At 71.5% G+C, this 23028-nt stretch carries 21 protein-coding genes and 2 tRNA genes; 7 read left to right on the forward strand and 16 right to left on the reverse strand.

The window, feature by feature from the left end; all coding sequences use genetic code 11:
• Positions 1-19: 19 nt before the first annotated feature.
• The 7 genes from ACQP10_RS32530 to ACQP10_RS32560 form a co-directional block, all read right to left on the reverse strand.
• Positions 20-802 (reverse strand): group II truncated hemoglobin, encoded by a 783-nt coding sequence (locus tag ACQP10_RS32530; protein WP_346019077.1) that lies wholly within the window; start codon positions 800-802, stop codon positions 20-22.
• Between the two features lie 102 nt (positions 803-904).
• Positions 905-981: transfer RNA gene (locus tag ACQP10_RS32535), tRNA-Met, on the reverse strand.
• 144 nt (positions 982-1125) lie between these two features.
• Positions 1126-1202, reverse strand: a tRNA-Met gene (locus ACQP10_RS32540).
• Positions 1203-1274: 72 nt separating this feature from the next.
• Entirely contained in the window at positions 1275-4196 is a 2922-nt protein-coding gene (locus ACQP10_RS32545) for a UPF0182 family membrane protein (RefSeq protein WP_433540282.1), read from the reverse strand.
• Between the two features lie 351 nt (positions 4197-4547).
• The gene (locus ACQP10_RS32550; protein ID WP_346019075.1) at positions 4548-5591 is read right to left on the reverse strand and encodes a YlbL family protein; all 1044 of its coding nucleotides are present in this window, start codon (positions 5589-5591) and stop codon (positions 4548-4550) included.
• Positions 5592-5676: 85 nt separating this feature from the next.
• The gene (locus ACQP10_RS32555) at positions 5677-6102 is read right to left on the reverse strand and encodes a molybdenum cofactor biosynthesis protein MoaE (RefSeq protein ID WP_179825244.1); all 426 of its coding nucleotides are present in this window, start codon (positions 6100-6102) and stop codon (positions 5677-5679) included.
• 152 nt (positions 6103-6254) lie between these two features.
• Complete coding sequence (locus tag ACQP10_RS32560) at positions 6255-7328, reverse strand: NAD-dependent epimerase/dehydratase family protein (protein ID WP_179825246.1); 1074 nt, start codon at positions 7326-7328, stop codon at positions 6255-6257.
• Between the two features lie 79 nt (positions 7329-7407).
• On the opposite strand from ACQP10_RS32560, the gene ACQP10_RS32565 reads away from it, so the two are divergent.
• From ACQP10_RS32565 to ACQP10_RS32575, 3 genes are all read left to right on the forward strand, one after another.
• Positions 7408-8775 (forward strand): zinc-dependent metalloprotease, encoded by a 1368-nt coding sequence (locus ACQP10_RS32565; protein WP_390003383.1) that lies wholly within the window; start codon positions 7408-7410, stop codon positions 8773-8775.
• 77 nt (positions 8776-8852) lie between these two features.
• Positions 8853-9422, forward strand: a complete 570-nt coding sequence (locus ACQP10_RS32570) for an NUDIX hydrolase (RefSeq protein ID WP_346019723.1) — start codon at positions 8853-8855, stop codon at positions 9420-9422.
• Positions 9423-9499: 77 nt separating this feature from the next.
• Positions 9500-10504 (forward strand): endonuclease/exonuclease/phosphatase family protein, encoded by a 1005-nt coding sequence (locus ACQP10_RS32575; RefSeq protein ID WP_390003381.1) that lies wholly within the window; start codon positions 9500-9502, stop codon positions 10502-10504.
• A 19-nt stretch (positions 10505-10523) separates the two neighbouring features.
• Here the strand turns inward: ACQP10_RS32575 and ACQP10_RS32580 are convergent, their stop codons facing one another.
• The 3 genes from ACQP10_RS32580 to ACQP10_RS32590 form a co-directional block, all read right to left on the reverse strand.
• The gene (locus ACQP10_RS32580) at positions 10524-11270 is read right to left on the reverse strand and encodes a DUF2064 domain-containing protein (protein WP_433540283.1); all 747 of its coding nucleotides are present in this window, start codon (positions 11268-11270) and stop codon (positions 10524-10526) included.
• A complete protein-coding gene (locus ACQP10_RS32585) occupies positions 11267-11782 on the reverse strand; it encodes a M48 metallopeptidase family protein (protein ID WP_179825250.1) in 516 nt (171 codons plus the stop codon). The genes ACQP10_RS32580 and ACQP10_RS32585 overlap by 4 nt, the downstream gene beginning before the upstream one ends.
• 141 nt (positions 11783-11923) lie before the next feature.
• Positions 11924-12709: an enoyl-CoA hydratase/isomerase family protein gene (locus ACQP10_RS32590; protein WP_179825252.1), complete on the reverse strand. Its 786-nt coding sequence runs from the start codon at positions 12707-12709 to the stop codon at positions 11924-11926.
• A gap of 451 nt (positions 12710-13160) precedes the next feature.
• On the opposite strand from ACQP10_RS32590, the gene ACQP10_RS32595 reads away from it, so the two are divergent.
• Both ACQP10_RS32595 and ACQP10_RS32600 read left to right on the forward strand, forming a co-directional pair.
• Positions 13161-14261, forward strand: a complete 1101-nt coding sequence (locus ACQP10_RS32595; protein ID WP_433540284.1) for a ThiF family adenylyltransferase — start codon at positions 13161-13163, stop codon at positions 14259-14261.
• 63 nt (positions 14262-14324) lie between these two features.
• Positions 14325-15659, forward strand: a complete 1335-nt coding sequence (locus ACQP10_RS32600) for an ABC1 kinase family protein (protein ID WP_346019071.1) — start codon at positions 14325-14327, stop codon at positions 15657-15659.
• A gap of 355 nt (positions 15660-16014) precedes the next feature.
• On the opposite strand, the gene ACQP10_RS32605 is transcribed toward ACQP10_RS32600, so the two are convergent.
• From ACQP10_RS32605 to ACQP10_RS32625, 5 genes are all read right to left on the reverse strand, one after another.
• A complete protein-coding gene (locus ACQP10_RS32605) occupies positions 16015-16209 on the reverse strand; it encodes a hypothetical protein (protein ID WP_189249808.1) in 195 nt (64 codons plus the stop codon).
• 126 nt (positions 16210-16335) lie between these two features.
• Positions 16336-16605: a WhiB family transcriptional regulator gene (locus ACQP10_RS32610; protein WP_179826406.1), complete on the reverse strand. Its 270-nt coding sequence runs from the start codon at positions 16603-16605 to the stop codon at positions 16336-16338.
• A 128-nt stretch (positions 16606-16733) separates the two neighbouring features.
• Entirely contained in the window at positions 16734-17066 is a 333-nt protein-coding gene (locus ACQP10_RS32615; protein ID WP_399501715.1) for a hypothetical protein, read from the reverse strand.
• 115 nt (positions 17067-17181) lie between these two features.
• The gene (locus ACQP10_RS32620) at positions 17182-18048 is read right to left on the reverse strand and encodes an acyl-CoA thioesterase (RefSeq protein ID WP_179825262.1); all 867 of its coding nucleotides are present in this window, start codon (positions 18046-18048) and stop codon (positions 17182-17184) included.
• A complete protein-coding gene (locus tag ACQP10_RS32625; protein WP_399501720.1) occupies positions 18045-20153 on the reverse strand; it encodes an ATP-dependent DNA helicase UvrD2 in 2109 nt (702 codons plus the stop codon). Before ACQP10_RS32625 ends, ACQP10_RS32620 begins: the two co-directional genes overlap by 4 nt.
• Positions 20154-20341: 188 nt before the next feature.
• Here ACQP10_RS32625 and ACQP10_RS32630 point away from each other — a divergent pair, with 188 nt between their 5' ends.
• Entirely contained in the window at positions 20342-21361 is a 1020-nt protein-coding gene (locus tag ACQP10_RS32630; protein ID WP_346019068.1) for an alpha/beta hydrolase, read from the forward strand.
• 150 nt (positions 21362-21511) lie between these two features.
• Positions 21512-21766, forward strand: coding sequence for a mycoredoxin (locus tag ACQP10_RS32635; RefSeq protein ID WP_179825264.1), 255 nt, complete (start codon positions 21512-21514; stop codon positions 21764-21766).
• Positions 21767-21879: 113 nt separating this feature from the next.
• On the opposite strand, the gene nudC is transcribed toward ACQP10_RS32635, so the two are convergent.
• Positions 21880-22857 carry an NAD(+) diphosphatase gene (gene nudC, locus ACQP10_RS32640; RefSeq protein ID WP_346019721.1) on the reverse strand — a complete coding sequence of 326 codons (978 nt, stop codon included), beginning with the start codon at positions 22855-22857 and terminating at the stop codon, positions 21880-21882.
• Between the last annotated feature and the right edge of the window lie 171 nt (positions 22858-23028).

Consider the following 23028-nt stretch of genomic DNA (forward strand, 5'->3'; position numbering starts at 1 on the left):
ACACCGGCACGCTAGCCGCTCATCCCCGAGGTGTGTACGGCGGCGCCACGCCCCACCCCCAGTGGGGCACCGGAGCCTTGGCGACCGGAGTGGCGCCCGGCTGGGAGTTGGCGAACGCCAGACGGGTCCCCCACTCGATGTAGCCGAGGAACGCCGCCCGGAACTCCGGATCTCCGGGAAGGCCGACCTCGTCGGCGGCGTCCAGGAGGAGGTTCACCCAGCGGCGGCGCTGCCGCTCGGTGATGCCCTTGCCGATGTGCTGGGAGAGCATGTGGACATATCCCCCGCGTTCCCGCGTGTAGCGGTCAGGGCCGCCGAAGACCTCGCCCAGCCAGATGGCGACGTACGTGGGGTGCCGCGGGTCCATGCCGGCGAACAGCGGGCCGATGAGCTCGTCCTTCAGCACGTGCCCGTAGAACACCTCGGTGAGCCGCTCGAACGCCTCGGCCCCGCCGGCCCAGTCGTACAGGGTCGGCACCGAGGCCCCCTGCCCGTGGACGCCGGTCGGCTCGTAGTGGCGCATCTCCTCGATGTCGGAGACGTACGGCCGGATCTCGGTGAAGAAGGCCCCGAAGTTCGGGCCGTTCCGGAAGCCTTCGAGGTGGTCCTCGGCGGAGGTCCAGGTGATCCGGAGGATGTAGCGGCCGGCTTCCTCCGCGCAGCGGGTGAGTTCGTAGTCGACGCACTCGGGAGCGCTGCCGAGGGATGCTGCGGCACGCCGGTAGGCGGCCTCGAAGTCTGCCGACCGCTCCTCGGGGACGCGGTAACGGATGTATTCGACGATCAATGGCCCGCCCTTCATCGAAAACCCTTGATCGCATGTAATCATGTAAGCAACGAGCGCACAACAGAAGTGCGGAAACGCGAAAGGCCCGGATCTCAGTGAGATCCGGGCCCTTGCTCGTGGTAGCGGGGACAGGATTTGAACCTGCGACCTCTGGGTTATGAGCCCAGCGAGCTACCGAACTGCTCCACCCCGCGTCGGTGTGTTGCATCTGAAGATTACCCGGCATCCCGGGGACAAGGCAAATCGGCGGCACGACACCCATGGGGACGCGGCTTCGGTGAGTGGACCCCGGGCAATGCGAAGGGCCCGGATCTCAGTGAGATCCGGGCCCTTGCTCGTGGTAGCGGGGACAGGATTTGAACCTGCGACCTCTGGGTTATGAGCCCAGCGAGCTACCGAACTGCTCCACCCCGCGTCGGTGTGTGTCTAAAGACTACCCGGCTTCGGCGGTGGAAGCGAATCGTTTGGCCCGCGGGGCTCCTCCCGGCTAGGGACTCGGTGACGACGTGGGGGTCGGCGACGGTGTGGCCGACCCCGACGGCGCCGGCGTCGCCGTCGGTGCGGAGGTCGAGGTCGGTGCGGGGGTCGCCGTCGGCGCCGCGGCCGACTCCAGCTTCTTCAGCGCCTCCGAGAGCGCCTTCTGGGCCGCGCCGTACTCCGTCCAGTTGGGCGGGTTGGCGTTCAGGGCCTTCTGCGCCCTGTCGTACGCCTGCTGGGCCTCGCCGATCGCCTGGTTCAGCGCGGTGTTCGGCTGAGCCGGCGTGTTCGGCTTGTTCACCTCCTGCTGGGGCAGCTGGGCGCCGTCCCCGAAGACCTGCTTCAGCGCGGCGTCCAGCGTGTCGGCGAAGCCGACCCTGTCGCCGTAGGAGACGAGCACCCGGCGGAGGATCGGGTACGGCTCCTGCCCGGAGGAGGCGGCGGTCTCCACGTAGACCGGCTCGATGTAGACCAGGCCGCCGGCGAACGGCAGGGTCAGGAGGTTGCCGTAGCGGACCTTCGCCCCTCCGATGCCGAGGAGGTTGAGCTCCCCGGAGAACTTGTTCTGGAAGTTGTTCTGCACCTGCCCCGGGCCGGGGATGGTGGTGTTGGAGGGCATCCGCAGGATGCGGAGCTTGCCGTAGTCGGGCCCGGGGTTGGCGTCCACGGCCATGAACGCCGCGAGGTTCGGGCCCTGGCGCGGGACGAACGTGGTGGTCAGGGAGAACGTCGGCTCGTCCGTGTTCGGCATCTTGACCGACAGGTAGTACGGCGGCTGCTTGACGTCACGCTCGCCCGACGACGGGTCGTTGGGGACGTTCCAGAAGTCCTGGCCGCTGTAGAAGGCGTTCGGGTCCTTGATGTGGTAGCGGGACAGCACGTCGCGCTGGACCTTGAACAGCGCCTCGGGGTAGCGCAGGTGCTGCTGGAGACCGGTGGAGATCTCGCTCTTCGGCTTGACGATGCCGGGGAACGCCTTGCGCCAGGTCTGCAGGATCGGGTCCTTCTCGTCCCAGGCGTACAGCGTGACGGTGCCGTCGTAGGCGTCCACCGTGGCCTTGACCGAGTTGCGCATGTAGTTGATCTGGTCGCGCGGCTGCTGCACCACCAGGCGGGGATCGGTGACGGTGTCCCGCGTCATCGACTCCAGGCTCCGGCTGTCGGAGTAGGGGTAGGCGTTCGACGTGGTGTAGGCGTCGACGATCCAGACCACCCTGCCGTCGACGATGGCGGGGTAGGAGTTGTCGTCCAGGCTCAGGAACGGCGCGACCTTGGCGATGCGCTCCTGCGGGTTGCGCACGTAGAGGATCTTGGACTTGTCGTTGACGTCACTCGACAGCAGCAGGTTCATCTCGCCGTACTTGGCGGCGTAGAGGACCCTGTTGATGAACGAGCCGACCGGGACGCCGCCCTTGCCGTCGTAGGTGGTGTCCTTCTGGCCGGTGCCGCTGCTCAGCGGGTAGTCCAGCTCCTGGTTGCGGTCGCCGCCCACGACGACGTACTCGGGCGCGCTCGGGGACTCGCCGAAGTAGACCCGCGCCTCCTTCAGGCCGGTCCGCTCGGCCAGGGGGCCGGTCACCGGCATGTCCTTGGCGTCGAAGGCCGGCAGGCCCTCGGCGTCGACCTTGTTGCCCGGCGCGGCCACGAAGCCGTAGCCGTGGGTGTAGACGAGGTGCCGGTTGATCCAGTTGTCCTGCTCGGCGGGCGGGCCGGTGAGCTCGCGCACCGCCACCACGGTGTCGCGCGGCTTGCCCGACTCGTCCGGGTAGCGGTCGACATCGAGCGGGTCGTGGAAGTCGTAGAAGCCGCGGATGCGCTGCTTCTGCTGGTAGGTCTTGGACACCAGGTTGGGGTCGAGCAGGCGCACGCCGGAGATCGAACTGTCGGCGGTGACGTTGACCTTCGAGGCGTCGCCCTGCGCGGCGTAGTCGATGACCTCCGTCTGATCGACGCCGTACGCCTTTCTGGTGGCCTCGATGTTGCGTCTGATGAACTCCTGCTCCTTGCCCTGCTGGTTGGGCTTGACCTGGAACTGCTCGACCAGGGCCGGGTAGACCATGCCGATCAGGATGGCCGACAGCACCAGCAGGCCGAAGGCGACGCCGGGCAGCATGGCCCCGGGACGGACCACCCCGGCGAAGAACAGCGCCGCGCAGATCAGAGCGATGATCGCCAGGATCGTCTTGGCGGGGTACACCGCGTTGACGTCTGTGTAGGAGGCGCCGTACACGAAGCCCCGGTCGGAGAAGACGAGTTCGTACCGGTCGACCCAGTAGGCGACCGCCTTGAGCAGCACGAAGACGCCGAGCAGCACCGACAGGTGGACGCGGGCGGCGCGGGTGGCGTGCACGCCGGGCGACTGGAGCCGGAAGCCTCCGTAGAGGTAGTGCACGACGGCCGCCATGACGGCCGACAGCACCACGGCGGTGAACAGGAAGTTCAGCACCATCCGCAGGAACGGGAAGGTGAACATGAAGAACGACACGTCGTAGTGGAACAGCGCGTCGGTCTCACCGAACGGGGTGGCGTTGACGAACTCCAGCCAGGTCTTCCACTGCCCGGCGAACGAGGACCCCGTGAAGAGGGCCAGGACCGCGGCGCCGATGATGAAGATCATCTTTCGGTGCGGGTCGAGGGCCATCCGGTAGCGGTCCGCGCCGCTGGCACCGCCGAACATTCCGGGGCCGAACATCGGCCGCGCCCGGTAGGCGAGGAGCATGTTGCCCCCCACCAGACCGACCATCAGGACGGCGCCCACGACGAACAGCACGATCTGGGTGACGATCACACCGGAGAAGATCGAGGTGTAGCCGACCGAGTCGTACCAGAGGTAGTCGGTGAAGACGCCGACGAACAGGAAGAACAACGCGACGAGCGCGACGATGGCGATCGCCGTGGGAATCAAGAGTCGCGGCCGGCGGGGCAAGCGCATCGCCCTACCGGCTCCGGGGGTCCGGAAGCTCAAGGCCAACCCCTTGTCGTGAGAGCACGGTCCGTGTTTGGAAACCTACACCGGCGGGGGTTCGGCCGTGCTCAGCCCTTGGGCACGGTCCGGCCACAACGCCCGCGGATCCCGGGTTCACCGATGCCAACGTGCGGGGCAGCGGAACAGTGCCCGGAAAATCGGATGGAACCCGGAGAATTCGGACGGTCACCACGCGTCACCGCCGGCCGGTCCGCCTCGCGCGGGTGCCGGGCGGCCCCTCGTCACCACCCGGCCGGTCCGTCCCACGCGTACGTCCGGCACGGCCGTCACCGTCCCATGCGCGCGCCGGTACGGCCGTCAGCCCGCCGGGCAGCTCTCCGTCGGACCGCCGGTGCGGATCGCGTCGACCGCCTGCACCGCGCCGTGGAGCGTGTCCACCTTGACCAGCTTCAGCCCGTCGGGGACCGCCTTGACGGCCTCGGCGCAGTTGCCGGCCGGGGTGAGGAAGAACACCGCCCCGTCCTCGCGGGCGCCGACCATCTTCTGCTGGATGCCGCCGATGGGGCCGACCTGGCCGTCCGGGGTGATGGTGCCGGTGCCGGCGATGGCCTTGCCCCCGGTCATCTCGCCGGGGGTGAGCTTGTCCACGATGCCGAGGGAGAACATCATCCCGGCGCTCGGCCCGCCGACGTCACCGACGTTGATCTCCACCTTGAACGGGAACTTGTAGCCGATCCGCATGGTGACGCCCACGACGGGCGTGCCGTCCTGGGCGGCGACGGTGGGGGCGGCCACGGTGGTGCTCTGGCCGGCGCGGTTGACGGTGAAGTCGACCCGCTGGCCCGGCTTGTGCTTGCGGACGGCTGCGGCGACGCTCTCGCGGTCGGTCACCGTGACGCCGTCCACCGCGGTGATCTCGTCTCCGCGCTTGAACTTCCCGTCGGCCGGCAGGCCCTTCTGGACGGAGGCCACGGTCACGACCGAGGTGAAGGGGATCTTCAGCTCGGTCAGCGCCGCCGCGGTGGCGTCGTCCTGGGAGCTGGTCATCTCCTCGGTGTTCTGCTGATCGACCTGCTCGGCGGTGCTCGTCGGCGGGAAGATCGTCTCCTCCGGCACGACGGCGATGGTCGGGTCGAGCCAGCCCCGCAGCGCGCTGAGCAGGTCGATCCTGCTGCCGGGACCGCCCTGGTAGGCCACGGTGACGAGCCTGAGGGCGCCGGAGGTCGGGTAGGTCTGGCGGCCCTCGATGCTGATCACGGGCTTGCCCTTGACGTCTCCGATGGTGTTCTCGGTCGGTCCGGGGCTCAGCACCACGTACGGCACGGGCAGCAGGGCGCCGACGATGCCCAGCAGGAGTGTGAGGATGCCGGCCACCGTCAGTGTCAGCGCTCGTCGTGACATGACAGGAAGCCTATGCCGTATCACCGGTGGGACGACCGCGCCCCCACCCCCCGGCCCGCCGCGGCGGCGCGGCCGGCGACGGACGTCAGTCGCAGGCCCCGACCCACTCGGTCGTGCCGTCGGTGAAGAGCTGGTGCTTCCAGATCGGCACGGTGCTCTTGAGGTCGTCGATCAGCCTGCGGGCGGCGGTGAACGCCTCGCCGCGGTGGGGGCAGGCGACCGCCACGATGACCGCGATGTCCCCCAGCGCGAGGTCGCCGGTCCGGTGCACCGCGGCCAGCGCGGTCACCGGGAAGTCCGCGGCGATCTTCTCGGCCACCCTGCGCAGCTCGGCCTCGGCGCTCGGATGGGCCGAGTAGGACAGCCGGGTGACCGGTCTGTCGTGGTCATGGTCACGGACCGTGCCGACGAAGAGCGCCGTGCCGCCGGCCGTGTGGTCGCCGACGGCGGAGAACACCTCGTCGAGGGACAGGGGGGTGTCGCGAATGCCCAGCAACCGGATGACGTCCACGCCGAAAGCCTACATCGCCGGAGCCCGGCGGCCCCGGCCCCGGCTCCGGCTCCGGAGCGATCGATCGGGTGCGGCGGGTCTCCGGGATCCCGGGACTCCGGGTGATCCGGCGCCCCGGCGCGGCGATCCCTCGTGCGGCGCGGGCCCCGGTCTCACGGACGGCGCTTCTTGCGGGCCACGCGGACGATGGCGGCGGTGCCCAGGACCGCGACGGTGGCCCCGGCGGCGGTGAGGGTGGCCTCCTTGCCGGACAGGCGGCGGCCGACGACGGTGTGCCTGCCCTCGCGCAGCTCCAGCAGCTCGGTGAACGCGGCCTCGTTCGTCCACGCCGGCTTCCACCCGGCCTCGCGCAGCGACGCGCAGTCGACGACCCAGGGGTAGACCACGTAGTGGAGGTCGGTGGCGGGCGCCGGGGTGACTCCCAGCCGGTGCAGGCGCTGGGCGGTGCCGAAGGTCAGCCCGGCGGGCAACTCGAACCTGCGCAGCCCGGAGAGCTCCTCGACCTGCTCGTGCTCCAGCCAGCCGTCGCAGCCCACGGCCACCGTCCCGGAGACCGTGCCGAGCGCGGCCAGCTCAAGGGCCGAGACCAGGTCGTCGACGTGGCAGAACTGCCAGCGGGGTTCGCAGCCCTTGACGCTGAGCAGCCGGGGCGACTCGAAGTGGCGGGTGACGACGCTGTCCACGCCGGGGCCCACCACGGCGGCGGGCCGTACCACGGTGACCTCCAGGCCGGGGTGGCTGCGCAGGGAGCGCCGGACCAGCGCCTCGATCTCCAGGTGGTCGCCGACCATGCCGGTGTCGGGTTCGGCGGCCACGGGGGCGTCCTCCGGCAGCGGGACGGGGTTGTCGGGTGTCGCGCCGTACACCATGGCGCTGGTGACGAGCACGACGCGGCGCACTCGGGCGGCCGCGCTGGCGGTGAGGACCGTCTGCGCGGCGCGCAGGTTGTAGGCCCGGCGCTCGGTGGCGTCGGCGTCGAGGGCGAAGTCTCCCGCCAGGTGGACGAGCACGTCGATGTCGGAGATCCGGTTCGCCAGAAGCGGATCCCTGACGTCGATGACCCGCCAGGTGACGCCGGGGACGTCACCGCGCTGCTCGTCGATGGCCACGACCCTGCGGAAATCCGCAGAAGAGGCGACCTTCGCGAGGAACGCGCGGCCGACTCCGGAGGCGGCGCCGGTGACGGCGACGACCGGGGACCGCGGGCGTTTCGAGGTAGGCACCATGTACTCGCTTTGCACTGACCCGCCGTGCGACGGATAACGTGGCGGATGTGGACTCCTCCATCCTGCACGAGGTAGAGCGGTGACTGACTTGCCAGGTCGGGAAAACGACCCCAACGAGAACCCGTTCGCCATGTTCGGCGACCCTGAGCAGATCGCGGCGGCCATGCGCCAGTTCGCGGACATGCTCTCCGCGCCATCGGGTTCCGGCCCGGTCAACTGGGACATGGCGAAGAACATCGCGCGTCACGTGGTCGTCGCCGAGGGCGATCCGAGCGTCATGGAGGGCGAGCGGCGCCAGATCGTCGACGCCCTCAACCTCGCCGACCTGTGGCTCAACGAGGTCACGGCGCTGCCGGGCGGTACGGGCAGCCCGCAGGCGTGGAGCCGGTCGGAGTGGATCGAGAAGACCGTCCCGGTCTGGCGGCAGCTCTGCGACCCGATCGCCGCGCGCATGGTGGAGACCATGAGCGGCACGCTCGGCGCCGCCGGTCTGCCTCCCGAGGCGCAGGCGATGGCCGGTCCGCTGATGGGCATGATGAAGCAGATGGGCGGCATGATGGTCGGCCAGCAGATCGGCCAGGCCATCGGCTCACTCGCCCGCGAGGTGGTCGGTTCCACCGACATCGGCCTGCCCCTGTCGGGTGACCCGGCGCTGCTGCCCGGCGGCGTCGCCGCGTTCAGCCAGGGTCTGGAGACGCCCGCCGAGGAGATCCGCCTGTACCTCGCGCTCCGCGAGGCGGCGCACCATCGGCTGTTCCAGCACGTCCCGTGGCTGCGCGCCCACCTGCTCGGTGCCGTGGAGGAGTACGCCCGGGGCATCACCGTCGACGTCTCCGCCCTGGAGGAGCAGCTCCGCGGCCTCGACATCAACAACCCCGAGCAGATCCAGCAGGCCCTGTCCGGCGGCAACCTCCTCAAGCCGGAGGAGACCGAGCGGCAGAAGGCCGCCCTGGCCCGGCTGGAGACCGTCCTGGCCCTGGTGGAGGGCTGGGTCGGCGCCGTCGTCGACCGCGCCGCCGAGGGCAAGCTGCCCTCTGCCGCCGCCCTGGCCGAGACCGTACGGCGCCGCCGGGCGACCGGCGGTCCGGCCGAGCAGACCTTCGCCACGCTCGTCGGGCTGGAGCTGCGGCCGCGCCGGCTGCGCGAGGCCGCGGCGCTGTGGCAGGCGCTGGAGGCCGCCCGCGGCGTCGACGGGCGCGACGCGGTCTGGGGCCACCCCGACCTGATGCCCACCGCCGACGACCTCGACAACCCCGGCGGTTTCGTCCACGGCGAGCCGGAGTTCGACCTGTCCGGCCTGGAGGCGTCCCTCAGGGAGGCCTCCGCCGGGGACGAGGGCCGCGCGAAGGGCCAGGAAGGCCGCGAGGGCCGCGAGGGCGGCGGGAGCGACGAGGACGGCACGAACGGCGACGACCGGAAGGACGGCGGCGAGGGCGATCGCGCGTGAGCCGGCCGGGTGAGCGGGCCGGCGGGCTCGGCGAACCGGCCGGCGCGGTCGGCGCTGCCGGCCCGGCGGTTTCGGCGGTGCCGGTCGGCGCGGGAGATCCCGGGAGCCTGCGGGCGGACGCGGCGGCCGTGCTGCGGGGCTGGACCGCCCCGACCGCGGAGGAGGAGCTCCTGCGCGAGGAGTTCCTGGAGCACCTGCGCGCCCACGAGGACGCGATGTGGCGCGAGTGCGTGCCGGGTCATCTGACGGCCACGACCGCGGTGCTGTCGCACGACGGCCTCCGGGTGCTGCTCACGCTGCACCCGAAGGCGGGGATGTGGCTGCCCATGGGGGGCCACTGCGAGCGCGGCGACGCGACGCTCGCGGCGGTGGCGCTGCGGGAGGCGACCGAGGAGTCCGGCATCCCGGGCCTGCGGCTGCTTCCCGGCCCGCTCGCCCTCGACCGGCACCGGGTCTGGTGCCACCCGCCCCACAGCCACCACCTGGACGTGGAGTACGGCGCGGTCGCCCCGGCGGACGTCGAGGCGGTGATCAGCGAGGAGTCGCTCGACCTTCGCTGGTTCCCGATCGAGGAGATCCCCGAGTTGTCAGACGAGGCGACCCGGCGGCTGGCGCGCCGGGCCCGCGAGGTTCTCCGCGCCGGATAGCCGGGTGTTTTATGCTCGGCTCACACCCCCCTGACTACCGTCTTGGTCCATTGGCGTGACGAGCGAATCGGGGCAGTGTGAGCGCGAGAACGACGGCCGGCGGAGACGTGGGCGGCGCGATCGTGACGCCCACCCGCCGGCGCCGGCGCGTCCCCGAGGCCCTCGCCTGGGCGGCGGTCGTGCCGTTCACCGCCTGGGCCGTGGCCAGGGTGGCCGGGCTGGAGCGCGGGTCGCTGGCCACGCAGCTCATGACCGGTACGCCGTACGTCGCGGCCGGGTCGCTGGTGCCCCTTCTGCTGACGGCGCTGTCCCGCAGGCGCGCGGCCACGGCGGTGGCGCTGGCCGCCACCGCGGCGCTGGGTCTCAGCGTGCTGCCGCGGGCGGTCGGCTCGGCGCAGGCGGCCTCCGGGCCGGCGCTGCGGGTGCTGACCCTCAACATGCTCTTCGGCAAGGCCGACGCGGGGGCCGTGGTCGACCTGGTCCGGCGGCTGAGACCCGACGTGCTGAGCACCCAGGAGCTGACCCCCGGGCTGGCCGTGAAGCTGGACGCCGCCGGGTTGAAGGAGCTCATGCCGTACCGGGTCCTGGAGACGGAGTGGAGCGCCCGGGGCAGCGGCCTGTACGCCCGGAACCCGATGACCCAGCTGGACGACCTGTTCCGCCCGGTCGGGCACAACATGCCGGCCGCGCTGATCACCGTGCCGGGCGCCAAGCCCGTCGAGTTCGTCGACGTCCACCCCTACCCGCCGCTGGGCGCCCAGGTCCACGAGTGGTCGCAGGCCCTCGCGGGCCTTCCCCCGGCCGTCCCCGACAGGATCCGCGTCCTGGCCGGCGACTTCAACGCCAGCCTTGACCATGCGGCCCTGCGCGGGCTGCTGGGCCGGGGCTACGCGGACGCGGCCGACCGGGCCGGCGCGGGGCTCATCCCCACCTGGCCGGCCAACAAGCGCGTCCCGCCGATCATCACCATCGACCACGTCATGGTGGACGAGCGGGTGGGCGTGAACGCGGTGAGCGTCCACACCGTCCCCGGTACCGACCACCGGGCCGTCTTCGCCGACCTGCGCCTGCCGCCGTCCTGACGGCGCTCCCGTCCGACGCTCAGGCCGACAGCAGCGCCCGCGTGTTGTCCCAGCCCTCCAGGCCGGGATCCAGCCGCGCGACGTCGCCCGGGGTGCGCAGACGGTGCCAGCCGGGGCCGGTGGCGACCGTCCGGGGGCCGGGAGCCGAGGCGCGCAACGCCCGGACCGGGTCGGGATCGTCGAAGCCCACGCCGGCCCAGGCGGGATAGGGCAGGTGGGCGGCTATCGCCACGGCGCCGCCGCCCACGGCCGGGCAGACCGCGATCCGGGCACGGCCGAGCCGGCGGAAGAGCTTGCCGACCAGCAGGCCGGGCAGGTCCGGTGCGTCACCGCTCAGCAGCACCGCCTGCTCGCCGTACGGCAGGGCACGCTCGCCGTACGGCGGGGCGCCAGGGGCGGACGACGGAGCCCGCTCTCCGCGCGGCGAAGCCGCGGGGGCGGACGGCGGGGTCTCGGAAACGGACGACAGGGCCTCGAAGGCGGCGCGGACCAGGGCGGGGCCCGACAGGTCGGGGATCTCCACGACGGGCGTCCCCGGCCAGACGATCTCCTCCATGCCCGGAACACTGGTGACCAGGACGGGCGAGACGAAGTCGAGCGCGGCGGCGAGCTCGTAGGTGTCCTCGGCCGCGGCCCGCAGGAACTCCCCGGCGTCCACCCCGGGCGGCGCCGCGTCCGCGATCGAGGGCGTGATGAGGACCGCCACCGTGCGCCGCGGTGTCTCCGGCTCCCGGGACGTCTCCTCCCGGGTCTCCTGTGACGTCACCACTCCTCCGTGGGACTGTTGGCCGCCATGGAGAAACCCTCCAGGAACCCTCTGGCTCGTTCGGCCCTCGGGTAGTGCTCCACCAGCGCCCAGAACCGGGGGCCGTGGCTGGGCACGAGCAGGTGCACGAGCTCATGGATGATCACGTAGTCGACCACCCAGGACGGCATGCCGCGCAGTCGCGTGGAGATCCTGATGGTGCCGTTGTCGGGGGTGCACGAGCCCCAGCGGTGCTGCTGGTTGTCCACCCAGCGCACGCTCGACGGGGTGGCCCGGCCGTCGAGGTAACGGACCGACAGGTCACAGGCCCGTTCCATCAGGTCGTCGTCGGAGGGCCGCCGCCGCTGCTCCTTGGCCGCCAGCCGGTCGAGCATCCGCCGTACCCATTGCTCCTCGTCGTTGCTGCTCAATCCGGCGGGCAGCAGCACGATCGTTTTCTCGCCGTCACGGTACGCGGAAACCGTCCGCCGACGACGAGAACTTCGACGGACCTCGACTGTCTCGGGGGGCACATATGAACGGTAGCCGAGAAAGATGAATTAACACCAGAGGGCGAGTGACGTTCCTGCTGGTCAATCCGTGTTCGTTGATTGTTCGGCGATGCCGGGAGGTTATGGCGGCGCCTTATCGAATTAACCTGGATAACACCCGTCTCAGGAGTCGCCGAATCGCGCGGGCCGGCGTTCTCGCTGCGCCGCCAAGCCTTCGCGCATGTCATCGGAGACCATGGTGACCGGCTGGGCGAGGGATTCCCAGCGCAGCGCCGCGTCGAGGTCGGCGTGCCCGCCGCCCGCGAGCGCGACCTTGGTGAGCCTGGTGGCGGCGGGCGCGTTGGCGGCGGTCCTGCGGGCGATCTCGAACACCTCCCCCAGCAGGGACGTGCCGGGGAAGGCCCTGGTGACCAGCCCGGCCGCGGCCGCCTCGGCGCCCGTCATGGTCCGCCCGGTCAGCAGCAGCTCCCGGGCCACGCCCACGCCGGCGACCCGGGGGAGCAGGTAGGTCGCGGCCATCCCGGGGTGCAGGCCGAGCGAGGTGAAGGGGGCGAGCAGCTTGGCCTCCTCGGAGGCGTAGACCAGGTCGCAGGCCAGGGCGAGGCACAGCCCCGCCCCGACGGCGGCGCCGTTGACCGCGGCGATGGTCGGCACCTCCAGGTCGGCGATCGACAGCCAGGTCCGGTAGAAGTCCAGCATCCGGTCGCGCAGGCCGGTCACCCCCTCGGCCGCGCGTTCGGCGAGCCAGGACAGGTCTCCCCCCGAGCAGAAGGCGCTCCCCGCGCCGGTGACCACCACGCACCGCACCTCGCGGTCCCGCCGCAGGGCCGCGACGGCCCGGCGCCACTCCTCGGTCATCCCGTCGGTCATCGGGTTGCGCCGTTCGGGGCGGTTGAGGGTGAGGACCGCGACTCCGCCGTCGCGCCGGTCGATCAGGAGCTCGTTCATGCGGGGAGCGTAGTGCACGCCGTCCGGGCGCCGGGGGCGCCGGAAACCCCGTGGGTGACCGGCGGTGACCGGCGGTGACCAGCGGAGATCGACGGGTCGGTGGGAGAGCGGGAAGGGGTGGAGGGCCGCAGGGACGACGGGTTTTCCACAGGTCGCCGATCACGGGACCGGTTGTCCACAGGCCGGGGGAAACGCGGACCGGATCTTCCGCTCGCGTGGCACGCTTCCGGCACGTCGCCGTGCGGCCGTGAGGACACGGTGACGTCCCTGCCGGTGCGGCGTCCGCGGGCGCGACGCCTTCGGGACGCACACCGCGTCTTCGAAGGCACACCGCCGATACGGCGCCGTTCCACCGGGCGGCCCGGGGAGGCGTCGCGGCAGGGTGACCGTCCCCTCATGCCGGAAGGAGACCCCGTTGTCCCCGTCGAGATCGCCGGAAGCGCCCATTCCGATGCGACCGCGGTTGAAGCCCGCGTTGCGCCGGGTCGCCCGCGACGAACGCACGCTGCAGTTCGGCCTGCATCCCCGGCATGCCGTGGTGCTGACCGACCTGGAGCCGGAGGTCCGCCGCTGGCTGGAGGGCCTGGACGGTGTGCGCGACCTCCCCGGGGTGCTGGCGGACGCGGCCGACGCCGGGATCGGCGAGGAGGGCGGCCGGGCACTGCTCGGCATGCTGGCCGGCCGGGGCCTGGTGGACGACGCGGCGGCCGGCCCCGGCCCGCTGCGCGCGCTTCCACTCGCCGAGCGGGACCGGCTCCAGCCGGACCTGGAGATGCTGTCCCTGTCCCCCGGCGTCACGGACGGCGGCGTGGGCGCGCTGACGCGCAGGCGCGAGGCCCTGGTGCGCGTCCACGGCGCCGGCCGGGTGGGCGCGCAGGTGGCCGCGCTGCTCGCCGCCTCGGGCGTCGGCAACGTCTGCGTCGTCGATCCCGGGCCGGTACGGCCATGCGACGTCGTGCCCGGCGGGCTGACCTGGGCACAGGTGGGGATGAGCAGGCAGGACGGCGCGGTCGCCGTGGTCACGGCCCTGGCGCCGGGGGTGAACGCCTGGACCGGCGAGCGCGCGGCCCGGCTCGCCGACGGCGCCAGGCCGCCCGATCTGGTGGTGCTCGCCCCGGTGGGGCCGCTCGATGTCCTGCTGGTGCGGGACCTCCTCGACCGGCGGGTCCCCCACCTGCTGGTGACCGCCTTCGAGGGGTTCGGTTCGGTCGGCCCCATGGTGCTGCCTGGACGAAGCACCTGTCTGCAGTGCCTAGATTTGACGAGACGCGACCGTGATCCCGGCTGGCCGGTCGTCAGTGCCCGCCTGGGTGGCTTCCCCGCGGGCGAGATCGCCTGCGGCACCGTGCTGTCGGCACTGGTGGCGGCCACCGCGGCAGGTCAGGCGCTTGCCCAGCTCGACGACCGTGAGCCTATTGTGACCAACAGCACATTAGATGTATTGCCTGATTGGAGATGGAAGCAGCGATCCTGGAGTGTTCATCCTCAATGTCGTTGCTTCCGAAACGACTTTGGTTCACCAACAATGGTCGCGTCGGCTACCTGCCGCTGATAGACACGACACCGAAGGGAGGGAGCGGCGTCTCGCTGTACGGGGACCGGCCGCGAAGCCAAGGTGAGTGACCTTCCGCGCCGCGCCGTCGCGCGCTCCGCCAAACTGGCGTCCCTTCCGATCGGTTTCGCCGGGCGCACCGCTCTCGGCCTGGGAAAACGGATCGGGGGCAAGCCCGCGGAGATCGTCTCCCAGGAGATCCAGCAGCGCACCGCCGAGCAGATCTTCAAGGTCCTGGGAGAGCTCAAGGGCGGGGCGATGAAGCTGGGCCAGGCCCTGTCCATCTTCGAGGCCGCACTGCCCCAGGAGATCGCCGGGCCCTATCGCGCGACCCTGACCAGGCTCCAGGACGCCGCTCCGCCGCTTCCGGCGGCGACCGTGCACAAGGTCCTCGTCGAGCAGCTCGGGGACGACTGGCGGGACAACTTCCTGTCGTTCGAGGACAGGCCGGCCGCGGCCGCCTCGATCGGGCAGGTGCACAAGGCGGTCTGGCACGACGGCCGGACGGTCGCGGTCAAGATCCAGTATCCGGGCGCCGGCAAGGCGCTGCTCTCCGACTTCGCCCAGCTCGCCAGGCTGGGAAAGCTCTTCGGCGCGCTGCTGCCCGGGCTCGACGTCAAGAGCGTGCTCACCGAGCTGCGCGAGCGGGTCGCCGAGGAGCTGGACTACCTCAACGAGGCCCAGGCCCAGCACGCCTTCGCCCTGGAGTTCAGGGACGACCCCGACTTCGTGATCCCCGACGTCATCGCCGCCAACGAACAGGTGTTGGTCTCGGAGTGGGTGGACGGCACACCCCTGTCGCGGATCATCACCGACGGCACCAAGGAGGAGCGTGACCGCGCCGGGCTCCTGCTGGTCCGGTTCCTGTTCTGCTCCCCCGCGCGGGTGGGCATGCTCCACGCCGACCCGCACCCGGGAAACTTCCGGATCACCGGCGACGGACGGCTGTGCGCCCTCGACTTCGGCGCGGTCAACCGGCTGCCGCAGGGTTACCCGCCCGCCTTCGGGCAGCTCACCCGCATCTTCAACAGCGGCGACATGGACAGCGTGGTGCAGGGACTGCGGGACGAGGGTTTCATCCTCCCCCACATCGAGGTCGAGCCCGAGGCCCTGCGGGCGTTCCTCGCCCCCTACGTCGAGCCGACCACGGTCGAGGAGTTCACCTTCAGCCGCGAATGGCTTCAAGAGCAGGCCGCGACGGTCACCGACCTGCGGCCCGGCAACGTCACGCGCCAGCTGAACCTGCCGCCCTCCTACGTGCTCATCCATCGTGTCCACGCGGCCGGGATCGGCGTGCTCTGCCAGCTCGGCACCACCGCCCGTTTCCGTGACGAGGTGGTCCGCTGGGTTCCCGGTTTCGACGAGGACGACCCCTGGGAGCAGGCCGCCGCGGGCTGAGACACCGCGAACGGGAGCAGGCCGCACCGGGTTCTGGGACACCGCGGATCGGAGCACCGGGGGCGGGAACACGAGGGCTGAGGCGGCACGGGGAGACACCGCCTGCCGCGATGCCGCGGTGAGCCGCCGCAGGAGGGGGCGGGAGACGAAGAAGGGGCCCGCCGTGGCGGGCCCCTGTGGCTCATCTCGTGTGCGGCCGCGTGACCGTCCGGCCCCCGTGCGGACGGCCGCGTGACCGTCCGGCCCCTGTGTGCCCGACCGGATGGCCGTCCGGTTCTCACGGGCCGGTCGTCTTTCACGAAGCCGGGTGGCCGGTCGCCCGTCCGGTGGACGGCCGGCCATCCCGTCTCTTCGATCAGCCCAGGCGTAGCAGCGCCCGATGGAGACGCGAGGTGGCGCGCTCGGCGTCACGGCGCGCGCGCTGGAGGCGCAGGACGCCGGTGGCCAGGCGCTGCTCCTCGGCCTCGCGGTGAAGGGTTCGTATTCGGTCCCTGACCAGTTCTTCTTGCATAGAGGAGACGGCCTGGCCCTGGGTGGTGAAGTAGGTCATCGGAAGTGGTCCTTTCGGAAGGTTCTGGGTTCTCGGTCGATCAGTTCTCGGTCGATCAGTTCTCGGTCGATCAGTTCTCGGTCTACCGGGTCTCGGTCTACCGGGGTTCGGTCTGCCGGGTCTCGGTCAGGCGGCGAGGGGGGTCTTGCGAGGACGCCCGCGCGGACGCTTCCTCGGAACGATGACCCCCCGCAGGATGAGCTCGCCGCCCCACACGCCCCACGGCTCCTCGCGCTCGAGCGCGCGGGCCAGGCAGGCCTGCCGGATGGGGCAGCCTCCGCAGAGCGCCTTGGCGAACTCCACATCCTCGGGAGACTCGGCGAACCAGAGGTCCGGGTCGGTACGACAGGGGATTTCGGCTTCGTCGATCAGGTCCATGATCGTCTGGGCCCCCATCTTGTTCACCTCTCTGTATGGGTGTTGATCTTTGGTTACCTCTGGGTGGGGGTCAGGAATGACGCGGACAAACAAGAAGGCCGCGGATCCTGATTGCGGATCCGCGGCCTGGAGGCTCTTTACCTCGGTCAGGTGATGACCGGAGGTTTCCTCCAGGGATGCGGACCACGCAGTCCACCGATTCGGACGTGCTTGGTCGGGGCGTAGCTGCCGCCCGCGAGAGCCGGAGCGCCCACAAAAGCCGGAGCGCCCGCGAGAGCCGGAGCGCCTGCGACGCCGGCCGCCACCTCGGTGGCGGCAGCGGCGAACAGACGACCGGCCTGGGTCTGGGCAGACTTCTCCTGCCGACGCCGGGAGACCAGATCAGCCGCGAGGATGGCCCGGCCGCCACGAGGCAGGACGGTGTCACCGCATGCGAAAGCGAGCCCGGCCTGGGGCAGCATCATCATGTTGATCTTCACAGCGGACTCACCTCCGTTAACGGATCGTCGGGCTATGACACCCGACTTGCTTGACCATGACCCTAAACCCGCCCCCCGGGGGCGGGCAACATATTTTCTACCTGCAGTTTCGTAACTAACTGACTCGGATCATGGCCTCCTGGACCACCGACACGGCCAGTTCCCCGGAACGGGTGAACATCTCGCCCCGGGCCAGTCCCCGCGCGCCCCCGGACCACGGGGACTCCTGGGCGTACAGCATCCAGTCGTCGACGCGGAAGGGCCGGTGGAACCACATCGCGTGGTCGAGCGACGCGCCGGAGATGTTGGAGGCCCCCCAGGCCAGCCCGTGGGTCAGCAGGACCGTGTCCACGAGGGTGAAGTCGGAGGTGTAGGCGGCGAGCACGACGTGCAGCAGCGGGTCGTCGGGAAGCTCGGCGTCGTAGCGGAACCACACGTTCGTGTTCGAGCCGCGCAGCTCGGGGTCGCGGTGGGCCTCCCAGGTCAGGGGGGTGACGTAGCGCAGGTCCACCGGGCGCGGCCTGGCCAGCCAGTCCCGGTAGGGGGAGTCCTCCGCGACGAGCTGGCGCATCCGGTCCTGGAACGAGGGCAGCTCCTCCGGCGCCGTCACCGCCGGCATGACGGCGGCCTGGTGCTCGACGCCGGACTCCATGATCTGGAAGGAGGCGGACAGGGTGAAGATCGCCTTGCCGTGCTGGATGGCCACGACCCGGCGGGTGGTGAAGGACCGGCCGTCGCGGACCCGCTCGACGTTGTAGACGATCGGGACCGCCGGGTCGCCCGGCCGGATGAAGTAGGCATGCAGCGAATGGACGTAGCGGTCCGCCGGGAGCGTCCGTCCCGCGGCCACCAGGGCCTGCGCGGCCACCTGGCCGCCGAACACCCGCTGGATGCGCTCCTCAGGGCTGCGGCCCCGGAAGATGTCGAGCTCGATCTGCTCCAGGTCGAGCAGGTCCAGCAGCTCCTTGAGCGCCTCGTTCACAGGTCCTCCGTCTGGTTTCCGGCAGCGCGGCACAGGCGGAGCACCGCCTCGCCGTACCGGTCAAGTTTGACGCGTCCGATTCCCGGTATCGCCATCAGGTCCCGTTCGGACAGGGGTGCCCGTTCCGCGATGGCCTGCAGGGTGACGTCGGTGAAGACCACGTACGTCGGGACCTTGGCCTCCTTGGCGGCGCCCGCGCGCCAGGACCGCAGGGCCTCCAGGAGCCCCTCGTCGTAGTCGGCGGGACAGGTGGCGCACCGGCCGAGCTTCTGCTCGGCCGCGGCCATCAGGGTCTTGGCGCAGACCCGGCAGCTCACCGGCGCGGCGACCGTACGGCGTTCACGGCGTTCGCGGTGCTCCCCGCGTCCGCCGTCCCCGCCGCGCCCGCCGCGTTCCGGTGACGGGACGCGGGCGGCGGCCCGGCCCATGAGACCGTCGAGGAACCGGGACGGCCTGCGCGAGCGGCGTCCCCCGGGCGAGCGCGCCAGCGCCCACGACACGCCCAGGTGGACGCGGGCCCGGGTGATGCCGACGTACAGCAGGCGGCGCTCCTCCTCGATCTGCTCGGGCGTCTCCGCGTAGACGATCGGCAGCATCCCGTCGGTGACGCCGGCCAGGAAGACCGCGTCCCACTCCAGGCCCTTGGCGGCGTGCAGTGAGGCGAGCGTCACCCCCTCGACCGCGGGCGCGTGCTGCTCGGCGGCCCGCCGCTCCAGCTCCGCCACGAAGCCCGGCAGGTCGGCGCCGCCCGTGGCGAGCTCCTCGGCGAGGTCGGCCAGCGCCTTCAGCGACTCCCACTTCTCCCGCGCCCTGCCCCCGCCCGGGGGCTGGGCGGTGAGACCGATCCCGGACAGGACGCCGTGGGCGGTGGAGACCAGGTCGTCACCGGCCGAGGCGGAGCGGGCCGCGCCGCGCAGCAGCACGACCGCCTGCCGTACCTCGGGGCGCTCGAAGAACCGGTCGGCGCCGCGCAGCAGGTAGGGGATGCCGGCCTCGGTGAACGCCTGCTCGTAGACCTCCGACTGGGCGTTGACGCGGAACAGCACGGCGATCTCGCGGCTCGGCACGCCGCTCCGGATGAGCCCGGCGGCGGCCCTGGCGACCCCCTGGGCCTCGGCGACCTCGTCGTCGTACTCGGTGAAGACGGGTTCGGGGCCGTCGGGGCGCTGGGCGACCAGGGTCATCTTGTGGGGGGTCCGGGCCCGGTCGAGCACCCGGTTGGCCAGCGAGACGACCTGGGGGGTGGAGCGGTAGTCGCGGACCAGCCTGATCAGGGCGGTGTCGGGGTGCTCCACCGGGAAGTTGGTGAGGTAGCGGGGGGTCGCGCCGGTGAACGAGTAGATCGTCTGGTTGGGGTCGCCCACCACGCACAGGTCGTCGCGCCCGCCGAGCCAGGTGTCGAGCAGCAGCTTCTGCAGGGGGTTGACGTCCTGGTACTCGTCGACGACGAAGTAGCGGTACTGCCGGCGGATCTCGGCGGCCACCTCGCGGTGCTCGGTCATCACCGCGGCCGTGAGCTCCAGAATGGTCTCGAAGTCGACCAGGTGCCGCTCCCGGCGGAGCCGCTCGTAGGCGTCGTAGAGCCGGAAGACCTCCTCGGCCGGGATCGGCGGGGTGCGGCCCGCCTTGGCCACGGCCTGGGCGTAGTCCTCGGGGCCGATCTGGGTGGCCTTGGCCCACTCGATCTCGGAGGCGACGTCGCGCAGCTCCGAGCGGTCGAGGTTCCTGCGGAGGGAGCGGCCGGCGTCGGCCAGCAGCGGCAGCTTCGACTCGATCACGCTGGGCGGGTCACCGCCGATGACGCGCGGCCAGAAGTAGGTGAGCTGGCGCAGCGCGGCGGCGTGGAAGGTCCGGGCCTGCACGCCCGGCGTGCCCAGCCGCCGCAGGCGCTGCCGGAGCTCCCCGGCCGCGCGTGTGGTGAACGTCACCGCCAGCACGCTCTGCGCCTCGACCATCCCGCTGCGCACGGCGTACGCGATGCGATGGGTGATGGCCCTCGTCTTGCCGGTCCCGGCCCCCGCCAGCACGCAGACCGGCCCGCGCACGGCCTCGGCCACCGCGCGCTGTTCGGGGTCCAGGCCCGCCAGGACGTCATCGAGGTCCACGTCGAGCTCCACGAACGCCCCCACAGACTGTCGAACGGGTCGGACGAAAACATCTTCCCAGCCGATGCCCACGACCCGGTAAGCCCGAGTCCGTGCCGCGGCCAACCTATGTCGCCTCCCAAGATGCATAAACCACTGCCTTTCCTCCACAATGTGAGCGAAGTGGACTTCGGGGAAGGACGAGACTCGTGCGAGCAGCGGTGACGGTGAGTGCGCTGGCCCTGGCGGCGTTGGCGTCCGGGCCCGCGATGGCGCACGCCTCCTCCATGTCCCTGGCCGTCCACGTGTCCGCGGCGTCGCCGGTCGCGCCCGTCGCGGCGGGGTCCGCGTCCGCCGCGACGGCGAAGGGCGATCCGACCCCGACCCCCACCCCGACCCCGACGCCGTCCTCCACCTCCTCGGCGCCCGCCACCGGCGACTCCGATCCGCTGACCGGAGGCACCGTCGTCGACACGGTCGCGTACGGCCGGCACACCCTGCAGCGGATGGACGTCTGGTACCAGCCCGACGAGCTCAAGCGGCCGGGCGTCTTCCTGATCCACGGCGGCTGGTGGTCGAGCGGCGACAAGAAGCAGATGTCGGAGATCGCCCGGAGCTACGCCGAACTGGGCTACACGGTCTTCAACCTCAACTACCGCCTCTCCGGCAACGCGGCCTGGCCCGCGCCCCGCGCCGACACCTTCGACGCCATCGCCACCGCGCGCAAGCACGCGGCCCTGTGGTCCTTCGACCCGAACAACTACGTGGTGGTCGGGTTCTCCGCCGGGGGCCACCTGGCCACCGCCGTCGGCACCTACGGCGAGCGGAGGCTGCCGGGGCTGCGCGGCGTGGTCGGCGTCTCCCCCGTGATCTCGCCGATCACGGCCTACAACGACGGCGCCGACACCACCGACGGCTACCGGCTCAAGCTGCGCGAGTCCACCATCCGCCTCGCCGGGGGCTGCGAGCCCGTCGAGTGCCCGAAGGTCTGGAACAGCATGGAGGTGCCGCTGCACGCGAGCCGCGGCGACGCCCCCACGCTGACGCTGCACTCGGAGGAGGAGTTCGTGCCGGTCCAGCACAGCCTCCGGCTCCAGGAGCGCCTGAAGCGGTTCGGGGTGCCGATGACGGTGCTGACCCAGCCGGGCGCCGACCACAGTTCGCCGATGTACCGGCAGCCCGGGGTGGCCGAGACGGTGCAGGAGTGGATCGCGACCCGGCTCCGCTGACGGCCCCGGCCGCCCCCGGAAAAGAGCCGGGGACCAGGCGGGCAGGCTCCGCGAAACCGGGTCGGCGGACTCCGGAAACCGGGCGGGAAGATGAACGGCCTTCGCTTTGTTGCCATGAGCGCGAACATCACATGAGGGGATGATCAAGACATGGCGCTCACCGTTTACACGACCACCTGGTGCGGTCCCTGCCGGCGGCTGAAGACCCAGCTCACCCGCGAGGGCATCGCCTACCGGGAGGTCGACATCGAGCGGAACCCCGAGGCCGCGGAGTTCGTCATGAGCGTCAACAACGGCAACCAGACCGTGCCGACCGTCGTCTTCGAGGACGGCACCGCGGTGACCAACCCCTCGGTGATCGAGGTCAAGGCCCGGCTGCAGGCCGCGGCCGTCGTCGGCGAGTAGCCGCCGCACCGGCGGGGACACGGCGGTCCCGGCGGGGGGCGGGTCCTCCCCCCGCCGCGATCACCGCTCCCCGAACGGCGGAACCCGGCGGGGCGGTTGCGCGGATCAGCGGGTCACCAGTCTCCGGACAGCGGCTCGCCGTACCAGGTCTCGATCAGCCTCCGGGCGATCGACAGCCCGGACGGCAGCCGCACCTCGCCGCTCTCCAGCGCGGCCAGCAGCTCCGCGCGGCCGAACCAGCGCGCCTCGACGATCTCCTCCTGGTCGAGGACGAGTTCGGTGGAGGTCGCCCGCGCGAAGAAGCCCATCATCAGGCTGCGCGGGAACGGCCACGGCTGGCTGCCGAGATAGCGGGCGCCGGTGACGCTCACGCCGACCTCCTCGGCCACCTCGCGGGCCACCGCGTGCTCCAGCGACTCGCCCGGCTCCACGAACCCGGCCAGCACCGACATCCGGCCCTCGGGCCACTGCGGACCCCTGGCCAGCAGGCAGCGGTCCTGTTCGTCGTGGACCAGCATGATCACCGCGGGATCGACCCGGGGGAAGTGCTGGCCGCCGTCGCGAGGGCAGACGCGGACGTGCCCGCCCGACCGCACCTCCGTACGGCTGCCGCAGCGCGGGCAGAACTCGTGGGTGGAGTGCCAGGCCTCCAGCGCGACCGCGTAGACCAGCAGCCCGGCGTCCAGGTCCCCGAGCAGCGAGCCGACCTGGCGGAGCCCCGCGGCGACGACCTGCCCGTCCGGGACGGCGGAGGCGGCTACCGGGGAGACGATCCGTCCGTGCGAGGCGTCCAGAGCCGGTTCCGGGAGCGGCGCGGAGACCGCGAAGTAGGCGACGCCCCCGGCGTCCACGCCGAGGAGGTAACGCTCGCCCGCGGGCGCGTCCGCCGGAGCCGAGAAGACCAGCGAGAACTCCTCACCCGACCGCCTGGCCAGGGCGTTGCCGTCGTCGACGACCACGACCCGGGTGGCGGGATCGGCCCACGCCTTCTCCAGCCACGCGGCGTCGCCCCGGAGCGCCGCCGAGCGGTCGACGGCGCTGCGAGCGAGGAGCAGCGGCCCCAGTAGTCCGTCCTGTGCTGTGATATCCACGATCTCCACGCCGTTCGCCTCCCAAGCCGACTGGTCATCCTACGCCGCGCCCCCGGGTTTCCCCCGCCGCGGCTTCGGGACCGGCCCAGGGGACTGGCATCCTCATCTCAGGCCGGACATGTACCGTGTTTACGCCGAGACGCCAGCGCGATGATCTCCAGCCGGTTAGGA

It is taken from the genome of Streptosporangium sandarakinum, from assembly GCF_050942225.1.
In the GTDB taxonomy this organism is placed as follows: domain Bacteria; phylum Actinomycetota; class Actinomycetes; order Streptosporangiales; family Streptosporangiaceae; genus Streptosporangium; species Streptosporangium nondiastaticum.